General features: G+C 29.9%; 13 protein-coding genes. All 13 read right to left on the bottom strand.

Annotation, left to right across the window (positions count from 1 at the left end; translation table 11 throughout):
* Positions 1–3,237 (bottom strand): hypothetical protein (locus M0R36_10175; protein ID MCK9556164.1); only part of this gene is annotated, 3,237 nt, incomplete at its 3' end.
* 18 nt (positions 3,238–3,255) lie between these two features.
* Positions 3,256–5,325 carry a hypothetical protein gene (locus M0R36_10170; protein MCK9556163.1) on the bottom strand — a complete coding sequence of 690 codons (2,070 nt, stop codon included), beginning with the start codon at positions 5,323–5,325 and terminating at the stop codon, positions 3,256–3,258.
* Positions 5,316–7,259, bottom strand: coding sequence for a hypothetical protein (locus M0R36_10165; protein MCK9556162.1), 1,944 nt, complete (start codon positions 7,257–7,259; stop codon positions 5,316–5,318). Before M0R36_10165 ends, M0R36_10170 begins: the two co-directional genes overlap by 10 nt.
* 14 nt (positions 7,260–7,273) lie before the next feature.
* Positions 7,274–8,806, bottom strand: coding sequence for a hypothetical protein (locus tag M0R36_10160; protein MCK9556161.1), 1,533 nt, complete (start codon positions 8,804–8,806; stop codon positions 7,274–7,276).
* A 28-nt stretch (positions 8,807–8,834) separates the two neighbouring features.
* Positions 8,835–9,164 carry a hypothetical protein gene (locus tag M0R36_10155; GenBank protein ID MCK9556160.1) on the bottom strand — a complete coding sequence of 110 codons (330 nt, stop codon included), beginning with the start codon at positions 9,162–9,164 and terminating at the stop codon, positions 8,835–8,837.
* Between the two features lie 10 nt (positions 9,165–9,174).
* Positions 9,175–10,590, bottom strand: coding sequence for a hypothetical protein (locus M0R36_10150; protein MCK9556159.1), 1,416 nt, complete (start codon positions 10,588–10,590; stop codon positions 9,175–9,177).
* Positions 10,591–10,758: 168 nt separating this feature from the next.
* Complete coding sequence (locus M0R36_10145) at positions 10,759–12,243, bottom strand: hypothetical protein (GenBank protein MCK9556158.1); 1,485 nt, start codon at positions 12,241–12,243, stop codon at positions 10,759–10,761.
* 5 nt (positions 12,244–12,248) lie between these two features.
* Positions 12,249–12,659 carry a hypothetical protein gene (locus tag M0R36_10140; GenBank protein ID MCK9556157.1) on the bottom strand — a complete coding sequence of 137 codons (411 nt, stop codon included), beginning with the start codon at positions 12,657–12,659 and terminating at the stop codon, positions 12,249–12,251.
* A 12-nt stretch (positions 12,660–12,671) separates the two neighbouring features.
* Positions 12,672–12,944 (bottom strand): hypothetical protein, encoded by a 273-nt coding sequence (locus M0R36_10135; GenBank protein MCK9556156.1) that lies wholly within the window; start codon positions 12,942–12,944, stop codon positions 12,672–12,674.
* Between the two features lie 53 nt (positions 12,945–12,997).
* On the bottom strand, positions 12,998–13,762 hold the full coding sequence (locus M0R36_10130) for a hypothetical protein (GenBank protein MCK9556155.1): 765 nt from the start codon (positions 13,760–13,762) through the stop codon (positions 12,998–13,000).
* A gap of 13 nt (positions 13,763–13,775) precedes the next feature.
* Positions 13,776–14,432, bottom strand: coding sequence for a hypothetical protein (locus M0R36_10125; GenBank protein MCK9556154.1), 657 nt, complete (start codon positions 14,430–14,432; stop codon positions 13,776–13,778).
* Positions 14,422–14,832 carry a hypothetical protein gene (locus M0R36_10120; GenBank protein ID MCK9556153.1) on the bottom strand — a complete coding sequence of 137 codons (411 nt, stop codon included), beginning with the start codon at positions 14,830–14,832 and terminating at the stop codon, positions 14,422–14,424. Before M0R36_10120 ends, M0R36_10125 begins: the two co-directional genes overlap by 11 nt.
* Positions 14,804–16,460 (bottom strand): portal protein (locus tag M0R36_10115; GenBank protein MCK9556152.1); only part of this gene is annotated, 1,657 nt, incomplete at its 5' end. The genes M0R36_10115 and M0R36_10120, both read right to left, overlap by 29 nt.

The raw sequence follows: 16,460 nt of genomic DNA, 5'->3' as shown, positions 1-16,460 counted from the left end.
ACGAATAGTATATTGTCCTACCCTTTTTGGGTCACCAAATTTATCAACCAATTTTGTCATTGTCGGATTTATACTCTTGTGATTACAGAATAATTCAACAGAATAAATTATTCCCTTATTGGATTTCAATGTTATTGTTTTTTCAGTGGTGATATCCAAATCTCCAAAATCTTCCATCTCACCAAGCAATGGAACTATATTTTCTGGAACAAATTCAACAAGAACATGTCTATCTTCTATATGCTTATCAATATCAATATCAAAATTGACCAATTCGTCTTTCTGGGACAAAAATATTTCAAATACCATTGAGTGTCTACTTGTCAACGCTTTTTCACTATACAACCCTTTTCTTATAACAACTCCATCTTCAAAATTAGAACCCTTCCATTGCATAAAAGCACATAACAAATTTCTTCCAAGTGCAAGCTGACCATTTTTAAATAAATGATTAGATACTATAACCTGCCCAGATTTAACCTTATCTCCAAGTGCAACATCAGATTTTAATTCACTAACGCTATGAAAACTTTGTCCACTTCTAAGAACAACTCTTCCTATTTCAATTTCTTCTGTTTCCCCATTCTTATATTGAACCTTTATACTATTCTCATTTATCTCCACTATCTTGCCATCATCTTGAGCAGTGACTATAAATTCACCAGAACTATAATTTGCTATTAAAGATTCATATCCAGTCTGGACTGCAGGAACTTCATTATTTATAATCGGAAGAGATTGTTTCATCTGATTGGAAGCCATAATACATCTTGTTGGCTCATTGTTTTCTATAAATGGAATAAGAGATGTCGTCGGACTTAACATTCCAGTTTTTAAATTATCATCTATTTTTTTTATTACTAAATGTCCATATTTTGTTCTATAGTTTGCAGAATTTGTCAGCTGTTGAACCATACCAATTGCATCTGACTGTGGAGTATCAATTGGATCTATATTCCCAAAATATGTGGGGTGAACTCCTCTCATTTCAAGCAATTCAGCATTAGCATCTATTCCACCAACTCCTCTGTATGTTACGCGAGTTATTGATGAGATTTGCTCCAGGGGATTAACATATTCCGCAGTCTGTGTCAATGATGATGTTAAAATGTCAGTCATGATTTTATTCTGATCAATTTCAAGTTTAACCGATTTATTCCTTAATTTTGTTTCCCCATTATATCTGGAATATGCCAAATCAAAAACATTCTTAATAGCCATTGGAATAATTTCAGTACTTCTAACACGCATTTTACTGATATCATTTCTTGCTTGGAAATATCCTTCAATTAATTTTGGGATAACATATTTATAAATATCAATAATATTTGTTGGTTCATTATTTGACAAAAGAATTTCCTTTGTTTGTTTATCAATAATATTTGCATGGACGGTTTGAATATTATATTTTGCATTCTTATTTCCAGTCAAAGCGGAAATGACATTATTCCATAAATACTTTCCATCTGAGAATTTGGAAGTATAATCCTTTAAACGTTTGAAATCATTTTTTAATACTTCCCATTCTGGTTTATTAAATATGATATTAATCGTAGTATCTTTTGTTTTTAATTTAACTAATGAATTCTCGACATTATCTCGCGTTATCTGAATCCCAAAAACTTTATATAATCCTTCTTCACCGAATGCAGCTAAAAACCCAAGGATAAATGGCATTTTCATTCCAGAACAAAACATACTAAAATATGGCTCTTTAAATGTTTTAAATTCTATCCTTATAGGAGCATATATTGAATGAATATAAACTGTGTGCGGCTTTGGAAAATAAATTGGATTAGCAACCAATTGATTGATCAAAACCTTTTTCATTCCATTAACATATATATAATTATTTTCAATAATGGCCGGAACTTTAAATTTGACAATCTGCAACTGACCATTTGCCAATTTTAATTTTGCAGTATACTGGACAAAAACACTTTTAAAAACTTCAGTTGGCGCACTGGTAATAACCTCTTTCTTTATATCCATCAGTTTAACCGGGATATCATTATCCTTATATGAATTTAAAATTTCAGTTATATATTCATCCTGAAGTTGCGTCACTTCATTTATTCTTTTAACCATCACGTTATTTAATAACTGATTATTGTGTATTTTTTTAATATCCATATTTTTGACAAGTGGATGCTTGGATCTATTTTTTATATCCATAGATGGCAATATAAATTCTTTTGTTTTTTCTATAACTTTCTTAGCTCCATGTTTAGAAATAGCTTTTTTATTTGTAGAATCATCAGTATTGAAAACATGCTTCAACACTTCAGCAGCTAATTCTTCATCAGTCTCAATATGTTTAAATTCTTCTTTTGTTTTACCACTTGTAATATTTGATCTGATAACTTCTTTTGCGGTGGAAATATCCAATTTATCATCTTTTCTAAAATTTTCATTACTCTTATTAACATTCCCATCTGTTTTTGATGTTTCTGCTTTAACTTCAATTTCACTTGTAGTTGGTGTCATTTCTGTTTCTTTCTGATCTGGCAACTCTTTGTTAACTTCCTCAGCTGGTTTTTCAGCAGCAATTTCTTCTTCAAATTTCATGTTTCTTAAATATGCCATTAATTTTCCAAGATTAAATCTTTTGTCACCTTTCCTATAAATCATTCTATATGTGACCGTATCATATTCTTCATTAAGCAAAAACATATCATCAAAATAATTTGATCCCATTTGAATTTGTTTTAATAAAGGATATATTCTCCGTTTAAAAATATTTTTATCAAATGGCAATTTATTATTGAAATGATAAAAGATAGTAACTTTATATCCTTGATTTTTAAATTCTTTTGCAAAATCATTTAGAATATTGCTCAGCATCATAAATGGAACTTTCTGCCTCAGATCAGGATATTTATTTTGCAATATTTCCATCCATGGATTAAAATCGAAATAAAACGGTCTGTTCAATCCTAATATTTTTTCCTTTGTCATAAATGGAAATAATTTATATGCTGCCCTAATATTTTGTAAATCACTGCCTTTTGGAAACATTCTTATAAATTTATATACAAATCTTGGTAATAATAAATTTCTTACGAACATTACCGGAATATTTATTTTTGGAAATACATCCAAAAATGATTTGTTATTTTCAGATATATATATTATCGCAATCTTATCTCTTGGTGTGATATAAACCTTTTTATCTGTTGTAGAGAACAACATAAATTGATTTGGTTTTTTTGCTTCCAATAATAAATCATTTGACATTTTAAATCACCCCTATTTTCAGTATAGCATTTCAAGAATAGAACTGCTCATTTGAGTTGTACCATCTATATCTTGATGATATGCTGTGATCAATCCTTGATGGAATGAATTCTGTATATCTTCAAACATCAATCCCAATTTCCAATTATCCAAATATGGAATCGATTTTATTCCAACCTTATATGGATTCCATTTTTTAGTTAATCTTGCCAACAATCTATGATTATCAAAATCTCTCAAAATTTGAGACATCAATACTTCAATGTGAACTAAATCCATTGTCGTGATGTCATTATATTTATCCCATATTCTATTAAAGATTGTCAAAATATTCCTAACATTTTCACGCTTATCCAAATAAGAGACCAACTGATCTATAACCAGAGAAAAATTATCTTCTTGATCTGCTACAATAAAAAACTGTTCTCCTGCTTTCACATCCAAAATAATTTTTTCTTTATCAATAAATACAATTTTATTTCTCAATATGGTTATACCCGTATCTGCTTCTAATAATACATTTCCTTTTGTTGGATGATCTAATATCATGAATAAACTTGGGATAAGAATATTTCCTTCCTGTGTTTCTATTATTGAATTTTTTTGAATTGTTCCTAATAATATTTCCAGTTTGATGTTTTGCAATGCAATAAGATTTTGCCCATCCTGTTTGAATATTCCTTTCAATTCATTTTCATCTAATTGAGTTTGATTTTTTATAAATGCTTTCATAATATCAAAAATTTGAACAGAAACTATACCTCCGGTATGGAACGTTCTCATGACCAATTGTGTTCCACGCTCACCTATAGATTCCCCAGCAAGAACACCAATATTTTTAGTTTTGATGATTTCTCTTAATTTTCCATAACATGTGTGGCATATTTCTCTTGATTTGCAGAATACTGGAGATCTTAATTTTAAAACTTTAAATCTAGAAACATTATCTGGGGTCAATTCAATTAAATTCTCATTGTCATCCAAAACATATCTTCCATAAACCCTGCTGCTTATGTTGGGGCTATTGGCTATATCAAATGTCCTGTTTGTCTTACAGTCGTGGACATCCTCGGATAATCTGCAACAACTCAACGCAAAAACTAATTTTCTAGTCAAGTATCCAGTGTCTGCAGTTTTTAGTGTTCTATCTGCCAATCCTTTTCTTGCACCACTACCAGATGCAAAATACTCCGATGGTTTTAACCCATCCACAAATGAAGAAGAAATTGATGTTGTCAGATTATTACCAGCATCAGAAATTAATCCCTTCACTCCCAACATTTGTGTTATCTGAGACATCTTACCAGACGCTCCAGATATAATAGAATCATATATCGCAGATCCACTATTCTTTAATCTTTCAAGAATGACTTTTCCCATATCTTCTATTATTTTTGTTTTTTCCGATAAGTCATCTGTTTTCTTAAATAACTCTCTTAATTTTATAATTTCTTTATCTTCGCTTATTAATAAATCATCCAATACAATACTTCTTGGATAAATTGTTATAACCTTATATGATAATTCTTGCAATTCCTGCACCACATTATTAAGCCTATCTTTATAAAACATTAATAATTTTTTGAACAGTGGTTGAAATTTCTTACTATTAATTGTTTCAAGAATATATCCATACTCTTCAGCATATTCTTTAAAGGAACTATTAAATAAATATTTTCCAACAGTTATTGTTTTACCTTTAATTTTTATTCCTTTTTCAATATTTTTAAGCATCTCATTAATATCAATGACACTCCCAGTATACATTTCTTTAATCACATAATCTTTTGTCAATATATATATACCTTGAAAAATATCTTTTTTCAATTCCAAAGATGGTTGATACATTCCCTTATGAGAATTCATTGTCATTAATAGTTCTCTTGCTTCAGTGGTCGCTTCATCTGTTAGCAGGGCATAAACAGCCATAGTATCTTGAACAAACACACCGTCGGCGGTAGAGAAGGTATACCAATCTTCAACTGTAAAATCATATCCAGTTGTTTTAGTTTCATCTCTAGTTATTTCTATTTCAGATATAGGAATTAATTCAAGATTTTGTTTTTCAAGATTTTCTTTTATTGACATTTAATTTCCCCTAATTTTAATCTAAACTTTAAGTTTCCACAATCCCACAACCTATATAACCCCTCTTGGGCTCTCAATATCCATTCTGGAATATCCAAAGGCTCATCTTTACGTTTTCTATATTTAAATCGATGATATCTATTCATATTTTTAACATACCAATAATTCAATCCTGTCCAACCAACATCCTCGAAACCAAGCGTTCTATATAAATCACCATTACTCCACCTCAAATCAGCATATGTAAAAATTTCTTTTGGTTTATTTTCTTTTATAAAAAAAGAAAGAAATTTACTAGCCATTCCAGTAATGGTATAATCTATTTTAACAGCAAATCTTGACAATTCATAAATATTATTATCTTTATTTTTGTTTCCTTTAGATATACTTGGTTTTGAAAATGTCATAACAGAAACCAATTCATTTTCATGGAAAGCACCATATCTCATTCCAGAGTTATCATTGCCTTGAATATGATTTTCATCTAAAAAACTTCTGCATATATCACTAGATATTTTAACGATTTTACATTTTCTAGCATATATTTTATTATTATTTTTATGTAAGATGTTTCTTATTCTTGATTTTACAATTTCTTTTTTATTACACCATTCATCTTCAAATATTTGTATTAATTTAACATTCTTTTCTTCTGCCTTTTTATACTTTATATGGTGTCTTCCCATTTCCTCTTTTAATATATTTTTAATAAATTCTTTATTTTCTAAAATATTATCCTTATTATATTTTGTAATTTCCGGTCCTTCGGAATGCCACCATATTCCATTCATTTCTATACCGACATTATAATCCAGAAGATAAAAATCTATCTCCAATGGCGATATTATTTTCCTATCCAACGCAGTATATTTTACGTTCAATTCCATCAAAAAAGATTCCATCTCCAATTCCATATCTGTTCTATAGGATGGATAACAATCCATGCACCTAACAGATGATTTATTAAATGTCAAGAAAGAAAATTTTTTTCCGCATTTATTGCAAATCGCAGTTCTTTTATCTGAATATACAAACATATCCTCTATTGAATTCTCAAAAGTATAGTTAAGAATCAGATCATTATATATTAACTCCAATTTTTTCTTCCAGTTTTTATAAAAAGATTTTTTAACTTTAATTTTAGTTTCATCAGATTGACTAATGTTATCAACCCCGTATTTATTTTTAACTCCATCTTTTTGAAGTTTTTTACCTTCTTTACTCTGCCATGGATATTTTGTTCCCCAATTCTTCAAAGAAGTATTTATTTTTTTTGTTTTGAAATCTTCCGATTGGCTTATATTATCAACCCCATATTTTTCTAACATTGTCTGTTTCATTTTATCTTGAACTTCTTTTGATTGTGCTGGATTATCAACTCCAAAATGTAATCTTGTAGTTTTTTTCTTTTTTTCTTTAATTAATTCTGATTGACTATTATGATCAACGCCATATTTTTTTCTGGTGCTTTCTGTTGCTTTTTTTCTAACCTCTTCTGATTGTAATGACCAATCAACACCATATTTTTCTTGATTTATATTTTTTATTTTATCAATTATTTTTTTGGATTTACTTGGGTTATCAACACCATAATTCTTTACCCATGTTTCTTTTTTCTTTTCGAGAATTCCGGGTATTTGACTCGCATTTGTAACTCCGTATTTTTTAATTAAAGTTTCTTTATTTTTATTAATAACATCCGGATCTGAATTTTTACATTTCGAGCAACAATATTTCCTATATCCGACATTTAAACCATCAAAAACTGTTTTATTCCCACATATTTTACATTTTCCTTCATTTTCATTTTCTTTGATATATTTATCATAGTAGTCATTGATGGATATATTATGTTCCCATTTCATATGCCCAAATGATTTACAACCTAATTCTTTCCCGCATATTCTACAAATATGTTTTTCATTAACACTCATTTTTACAATCCTCTTTATTTCTTTACCAAATATTTACCATCTGGTTCTAATAGCAAATCATTTGGTGTTATTTTTTTAAGGCAACCGTCCTTTTCGTCATACACAATTAAACTATGATCCATAGATACCCAAAAATCCTCAAATCTATTTTTATCATCATGCAATTTGAACATTTCTAGATTTTCGTGTTTAGAATATTCTGTTATTTTTTTATTGTCAATATCGCCAGTGGAAAGATCTATGGCCTTAATCGATATATCTTTTATTGGTTTAAATTTAGTAACTATAATCCCAGAATCTTTTATCTTCGTTTTAATTTTTTCCACCAAACCAGAATTTTCTATGTCACTAATATGTATTAATACTTCTTTCCCATCTACAAATAAAAGTATATTGCTTAAATTTGAATCACCGTCGAAGTCAGCGTTCAGTCCCTCGCATACGGCATTGTTTATTCTCAAAACACTTCCATCAACAATAACAGGTTCAAATGCCCTCCAACTATCTCTATGAAGAGCAGGATCTCTTTTTGCACAAATCATTCTATCTTTAGAAACTTGAATAACAATTTTCTTAATTTCGCCATATAAAGGAGAATCAGATTTGATCATGTTTTGACTGATATCTTTCAAAACCTTTTTACATTTATCCAAATAATCTTCCTTTGGATACATTTGAGAAAGCATATCAAAATATATTTTTTCTTGCTGTAATAATGAATGCAATATAAATGGTTCAAATATTCTTACAGCAATTCTCATTGTTATGCCCATCTTGTTTGGTGGCATTTCTGGGTCACCAACTATAACACCTCTACCCGAATGATCTACCCTTTTTCCCAATAAATTAGATCTATAATATCCTGTTTTCTTTCCCAATTTAAGTTTAATAAATTCATATAAATTATTATATGCCAATTGAATTTTAGAAACAAATGTTGAACGGGTCAATTCATCAAACCCATCCAGATTTGAAGGAATAGATCTACACACCTTAATAATTTTTATATAATATTCATTAAGCTCATCAGGCATAAAATCACCAGTCTGTCTATTTGGGTATATAGGTCTTCTATCTGGAGGAATGATTGGTATTTTAGAAGTAAAAAGTTTTTTCTTATTATTTTTTAATATATTTGCAAATGCAGTTCTGTCAGGTGTATCCACCCTGAATTCAAGACTATTATACACCGTTATTAAACCAACAATACCATAATGCTCTGCATCTCTTTCGGCTAATTCTATGGCACCTTCTTTAGTTACATTAAATCCCAAATCTTGATTAACAATGTCTTTAATTTTTTGATCTAGTCTTATAAGTATTGAAAAAACAACGGGATTGAAAATCTTAACTCTTAAATCAATACAAGCATACGCTGAATGATATTTTTCACTTCCCTTAGAACCAAATATAATTGGGCTGAACAATCCAGTTTCAGAATATTGTTGTAATCTTTCATTTTTGAATATTTTTGAATCATTCACTATTGGCAAATGAGCGCAAAAACTTTCTAGATCTAATAAAGATAATTTGGTTTGCTCAGCCATTTATACACTCCTTGTATTTCAAAGTTATTTATTTTTGTTCACTAGTTTCCTTATTTGCTAAAGAATTTTTTAATTTTATTGTATCCATTATTTTTTTTCTCCTACTTTCGGATTTATCGTATATATCATCGTCGATTGTAAATACAATTGAAGGATTAATATCACTTCCTAATATATCTTCAGGAAATAATAATTTTGGCGGGGATAATACATTTTTCATTTTCTCATCGTCGTTAATATAATTTACCAAATACTCTTTTAGTGATATGCTTTCTTCATAATTATTAATAGAAACTATACCGGGAATATAAAACAAATTTTTAAATTTGTCAATCCATTCAGGAGTTAAATTCATCATACTTCCCCCCTTACTCCATATTTCTTTCCATTGTCACCATGGTTAAGAAAAATTTTCTAATTTTCTCAAATTCTTCATTCTTATCATCAAATAATTTAATCATCGTATCAATTATAATTTCAACCCAGTCATCTGTTATTGTAACGACATTTCCTTTGACGATATCATACACATAAGGCATTCTCAAATCTTCAATAATATAATTTAATAAATTGATAACTATGCTTTTATCCTTTATACCATAGAAATTGACATCCTTTTCCATAATAGCAGTGTAGTATTTTTTTATTGTTTTCTTTCTAATATTCTTACTGACAGAATTTTTTCTTGTTTTCACTACTCTCAATAACAATGATAATTTTTGAAAAAATGGATCTTCAGGATATAATTTTGAAATAAGTTGTGAAATAAATAAATTATTCAATACGATATAGTGTGTCTTTCTTTCATTTAAAAAGCTGGTAGAAATTCCAGTTATTTTTGATGTTATTAAATTTCCAATGGTATACATGATTGGGGATACTGTTACATCTGCAGATCGCTGTATTAAATTATCAACACTTTCTTTATCAAATAAATATTTCAATCCAAATAAAATATGATTATTGAACATAGATTCATTCATAATTAATTTATCGACATCTAGTGCCATCAAATATTGCTCAAAGTAATTTTCATTGTTATCGCTAATAATAGTAGAATTTATATTAGTTCTAATAAGCCATGTGAACTTTTCGTTAATAACTGAAACAATAAATGTCATTGGATTCTTTTTAACTCCAAAATCATAGGTAACTAAAAACTGATGCATAAATGAATTAAACATCATTAGAGAATATCCTATGTTTTGGTATCCATATTTAATAGATACTAAATTCCATAACATTTTGTCAGATAAAGAAAATTTAAAAGATAATTGTCTAATCAGTCTATAAAGAATATCAACAAATCCAGCATTATATAATTCACCTGTTACCACAAACATAAATTTTTTATAGAGATATTCTGTAAAATTATTTTTATCAAATATAAAAGGAGAAATCAGTTTTAATGAAATTATTGTTTCCAATAACATTTTCATCATTTTTTCGTCTATATAAAGAGATTTCCCAGTCTTCTTAGTTGGATTACAATAATTGGAAACATCAATGTCCATCATCTCAAATCTTTTCTTTGAAATAAAAGAAACATCTTTTAATTTCTCAAAGAAATTATCCCAATCTTCTGCAACATAATATTCGATTAATGATCTGATGAATGGTTCATATTCTGAAACTAATAATGTTGATCCTTTGATAAAATCAATTATTTCGTCGCAAGAATTTCTCATTGTCAAATTCTTTATAGCAAACTTCCACTTATATCCATCGCTGAATATAAATTCTCCAAATTTATTACTTTTTTCCTGAGATTGAATAAGTTTCATATTTAACGCCCTCCGAAAAAATTTTCTTTGTTATGATATATGTACTTTAAAAAATCTAAAAAAAAATAAATATAAACACAAAAAAATGGGCACTCTGAGAAAACCCAGAGTGCCCAAAATATTTATGTTTCAAACCTGTTATTAAAACAGGAGGGCTCTAAAATAATATTACGTTATTTCCAGCACACCAAGACCTTTGTGATGCACGAATGCAGTTCCATACCTGGTCAGCACGCTGAAAGATGGTTTATATCCCTTGGGATACGGAATGACCAATCCAGGAGTATGCATAATCAAATAGAACACTGATTTATGCTCTTCATTCGGACCCGGTTTGTAGACGAGCAGCATTTTGTTCTTTTCCTGTACAGGTGAATCGATGACAGTCATATTGCCACCTTCAATCTCTGCAGCTTTATAACCGACAACCGATTTGCCCTGACGATCATAATCAACTCTATAAGTATCCAGATCCCTTAACAGAGCTGCATTAAGAGTGTTCGCGGCCATAACATTAGCTTCACCAAGTCTGGTGTCATTCGAGATCTCAGCAGAGATTTCGTTGATTGGGGTGATAATGTTTTCATGCCACGATTTCGGACCCCAGTCATAGCCGACAGGAGCATTCTTAGTGAACTGCTGAATATGGGTAGCAGGAACCAGAGCTGGATTATAAACCACACCAGTCAAAGACTTAAGAATGTAGTTATCCAGATCAAGAGCAATCTGCGAACCAATCAGGTCGAGAATAATGGATTCAAGTTCAACATCATAAAGAGACTTGACATCCATTTTCTGCTGCACAGTATATGAAACTTCGATCTGCCTGTCAACGATCGGAATCCTGATCTTGTCAATTTCAATTTCCATTTTTGAAGAAACTGTATTTTCTTCGATAGAAACTGTTGCTTCGACCTTAGCCTGAGTAGCAACACCATTCACCGAGCTAAATGTGATTGTTCCATTCAGGAAGTCAACTTTTCCAGTGACAACATCAGTTGCAGCACCGAGAGTTACAGGAATATAGAAATTGCCATCAACAGTTGTGATCTGGTCAACTCTATAAATGTTTGCGCCATCAGTGATCTCAAGAATCTTAAGATCTCTTTCAATGTGAGCAGAAGCAGGAGTTAACCCACCAGCAGCTGCCAGAAGATCGGTAGAACCTGGGACCGCACAAACGAATCCACCTGGAACACCAAGGGTCGGGCCTCTGGAGATATCGGTGCTCATTGAAGGAGCATCATAGTTATTCACATCGTTCCATCTGTTGAACTTAGCTCTCATGATGGGTTTGATGATGTCCACTTTATCAGTGGTTGCAAAAGTGATAAGATCTTTTGCAATCAAACGAGGATAAAACACGGGAATCAACGGCAGTGAAAGAACTTCATAGTGGGACAATGAACCTTTTGCATTTTCCATCAAAAGAGTTTCCCTGGTTCCTTTAGCCATAGTCTTAATATTAATCCTGTCATGTGCATCCGTGAATGGGGCTGACAGCGACTCCACATAATAATTGAATGCTTTCTCATCAGCTAACACGTTAGTATTCTGAAGAGGATTTGAAAGATCAATACTAAAATTTTTCTTAATACCCCTGAAACTTTCAATCAGTAGGTCTTTCGTAACAAAACTGTTTTGCTTAGCCATTATAATTACCTCCTAATATTTTCCAATATCTTGGACTTTACTTCTTCTATTATTTTATTCTGCTTTTCCAGCTCATTAAACGACATTGTTTTCAATTTCTTCATTATAAGTTTAATGTCACTTCTTAATTGCAGTGAAAGGAATTTTTTCTCGGCAATAAAAATTAAATTATTGACAATTCTTTCACTAAGTTGCATTTTTTTGTATTCATAGTTTAAACTTTTCAATTTTGATAAAATGTCATTTAACTTTTTTAAAATAATTTTAGTCTCATTCTGAATACCTAAATACCTATTTCTAATCTCTTCATTCTCTCTATCAACAAAAGGTTTTAGGTAGAAACCAAACTTATTTCTGACTTCAATCAATCTTTTTATTGGATAGTTACTTTTTTCTTTTCCAATAATATCCATCATTTTTCTAAATCCTCACTCTTCTTTAATGAGTTTTTTGAGTTTATCCAACCCAATTGCTATATTTTCTTCCGATTTAACAATTTTAGTTTTAAAAACTTTTTCCTGTATTTCGGAAGTTGATAACTTCTTTTTCAAAAATTCCAATTTACTAACTGCTGCTTCTAACTTTTCTTTTAGATACTTAACTCTTTTACCCTCGGATCCAAATCCCTGGGTAACTATCTCCATCATGGTATTTATTAAATTCTGTTTATTATTTTGTTTTTGTTCATAAATGTTAATCATAAACTACCCTCCTATTTTTTCATGGTTGTTTTTTACCAACATATATCAAGATATTAACTTGTTTTCTCCTTGACATTTTTAAGATAATCTTTTGCTTTAGACGCAAATTTCTTTGTTTCTTCTTCTGGTGCTTTCCCAGAAAAGAATCTAAGAATTCTTCTTCCAACTGGAACTAATAATTTGGCACTGACAACTCCAACAACTGCCAAAGACAACCACATCATTGACGTTGATAATAATTCTCTTGGTATTTCAATTGTAAGAGGAATATTATTTCTAGATTTTATTCCGATTAATGTTGAAAGATCTTTTATCATTCCTTTGAGGTATGGAATAGCTTTTTTATATTCCCCAGATCTAACAAATTTTTCGAATTCTGATTTATTAGACAATGTAGTATTTTTTATTTCTTTAATAATTTCAAGACTATCTTTTACTAATTCTTTATCGACTTCCTCTTTCAGCACTGCAGACTCACCCATTGCACTTTTCATGGCCAATTCTCTACTTGCTTGACTGTGCTTTATAGCCATATCTGTTTTAGAACCCAACATTGCAGTTAAAGCTGCCAATAAAGCCACAGAAACTTTTCCAATATTATTAACAACCAATACACCAAGACCTGAAATAATTGGAGCTATCACTGCAGATGATCCTGCGATTTCATTCAAATATTTTTCTACTATATATTTATCTTCCATTTCAAGAATACTTTTAATATTACTTTCATTGAGAATGTTTAATGAACTAGATATAGTTTCTATTTTGATACATTCAGAAAAGAAATGTAAATTATTTTTGGTTAATTTCAATTTCATTTTATATCCTCCCTTAGCACCATTTATTCAGAGTTTCAAATAATATTTTTTCAAAGTTTTCGCTTTTAACACCACTGGATAAATTTCCAATTTTTAAGCTTTCTTGAATATTATAAAATTTTTCCTCTGAAAGATTTCTAAAATGGGCTTCCATATGTGATGGTGTTGAAACAGCATCATATGATACCAAATAATCAATATGATCCACAACAACATGGTCACCAACTCTATTTCCTTGACCTATGGCTCTAAGAGAAAATCCCAGCGGAACATCATCTTTAATTATTTTGACAACCTGGTCACCAAGACCAAACAATGTTGATTCAACAATTCCCCACAATTCGTTATTTTCAAACCAAAATTTAGTGATAACATGTGAGCATCTTTCCCATAATACAGTCGAAAGTCTTAATTCAACTGCTTGTTCATCACCATAATTTGCAAGCATTGGATGATCTAATTCACCAACAAATCCTCTTGGATTTATAAGAGTCTCCATTTTGAATTTGAGGGCTTCTTCTAACGCTCGTTTTGTGTAGATCCTACCGTTTCTATTTTTACCGTCTACTGTTTGAAGAACAGCTTTAAATATTACCTTATTAGGAAGGCGAGTAAGAATAGTTCTTTTTGTTAGATCGGCTCCTTCCATAACTAAAAATCTATTTGACATTTCTATTTCCTCCCATTATGTTTAATTTATTTTTATTTTTATCTTCATGAGTTTCTTCAGTTGATTTTTTCTCTTCTTCTTCTTTTTCTTTTTTCTCTTCTTCATTAATATATTTAACCATATGTTCATCCATCTTCCAGACCAATTTTAAAATAACACCCAATATTCTTTTTAATATAACTATATCTGGAATTTTATCTTTCAATTCATCAACAATTTCATACATTACAGTTATCTTATTATTTATTAAATCATTTATTGGGCAATTAGGATAATATCTTCTAAATCTTTGAAATGTTCTATCAAAATTAAAAACTATATTTACAATCTGTTTAGATGCCCACTTAGTTTCCAATGATTCATTGAGAAAATTAGAATGTTGGAGTTTCTTCTTCTTCATTTGCATTTGAATCCAATTCCCCCTCTATATCTTTTTCTGTCTTATTGAGTAAATCACTATCAATATATTTATTGATGAATTTTTCTTCTGATAAATCTAGACCCTTAATGACTTCTTTAAATTCCTTAAGAGCACCAAAATATTCACTTTCTCTTGTTAATTCAACACTCCGTGGCCTTGGAAATAAAACATCAACAAAATAACATTCTTCACCATACACCATTTTATATATGGCCCTAACTAAGCGATTAAGAGTTATTTCAAAACACTTCTGATAACTGATTATTGTTTTTGCAAAAATTATATTTTCATGCGACAATGTTGCTCTACTTTCTATATTTTCTTCAACGCTTAAATATGGGGGAGGAACATCCAATCCAGCAATAAATGAATCTCTCATTGCTTTATAGTCATCTATCTTCGCATCTAATCCAGCAGGAGGAGTTACAGTATCAAACTCCACAAATCTTTTTCCATCTTTCATAGGAATAAATATATCCTCGAAAGTTGTAATCATGGAAGGAACCGTATCCACACCACCAGTATCTCCAAGAGAGAATTTTCTTCTCGAATATAATTCTCTCCAACGTTCAATTATATTTCTAACATTTTTTTCTGCGCCCATTTCAAGTGCAATTAATCTTTTTTCTGTTGACCTAGTTAGACGCATAAGTGCCATCAGTGTTTTAAAAAGAACAACCATCTTAGCATCAAATTCCAAAAATGCAAATATTGATTCCCCAAATGGATCATATTCATCAGAATCTATTTTAAAATGAAACATCATATCCGGAGGAACAAATCTCATTTCAGCAACATTATTTCCCATTCTTGCACTCGTGTTATCATTATAAAATAAATACATTCTGGTTAACATTATTTTAAGATCCCTATTGTTATCTATCTCTTCCACTATTTTTGCATTATGTGCCAGATGACCTTTTATTTTTCTTAAAAATTCTTTCATGTGATCATTATTTGCTATTTTATATAAAATATTATTTTCAATTTTTGGAGCATTTAATAAATCTTTTGGAAAAATAATATACCCAAAACAAACCTCATCACCTATCCTAACAACCAAACCAGGATTATGTTTTACGAGTAAAATATTTTCCAGACTGGTATTATTAGTCCCAGCTTCTTTGTCTTCTTTGTCTTCTTGATCTTCGGCTTTATCAACTATCGTTTGTGCTATTTCCTCATTCTCAATTAATCTTCTTAATGATATTTTATCAAATGGAGAAGATTTAACTTTAAATTTAATATTCAATGTTTTTTTAACATCTTCTTCAAGATTGAGAGATTCTGTCAGCACACCTTTCTCCCTCAATTCTTTATTCATATCTAATAACTCTATAAAACTATCACCATATTTGCATGTAGTTTTAGTAGTTTTTTTCATTTCACCTTTGAAATCCAATGTTTCTAGAATTTCCAAAATATTTCTTTTTATCTCATTTTCTTTTTCTTTTGTGACTATATCCATATTCTTTCTAATATTAAATGCAGTGTCAGTAATACTATCTGGTGCCAATATTTCTGAAGATATTACATTCAATGCTTTTTTTGCATATGGTATTTTTCTAACCATGGCATCATATTCTTTATATCTACCAACTCTTTCA

The organism is bacterium (genome assembly GCA_023228325.1).
Classification (GTDB): Bacteria; Auribacterota; UBA6266; order UBA6266; family UBA6266; genus UBA6266.
The sequence above is the reverse complement of the archived record's forward strand: the minus strand, read 5'-3'. Positions and strand labels throughout refer to the sequence as shown.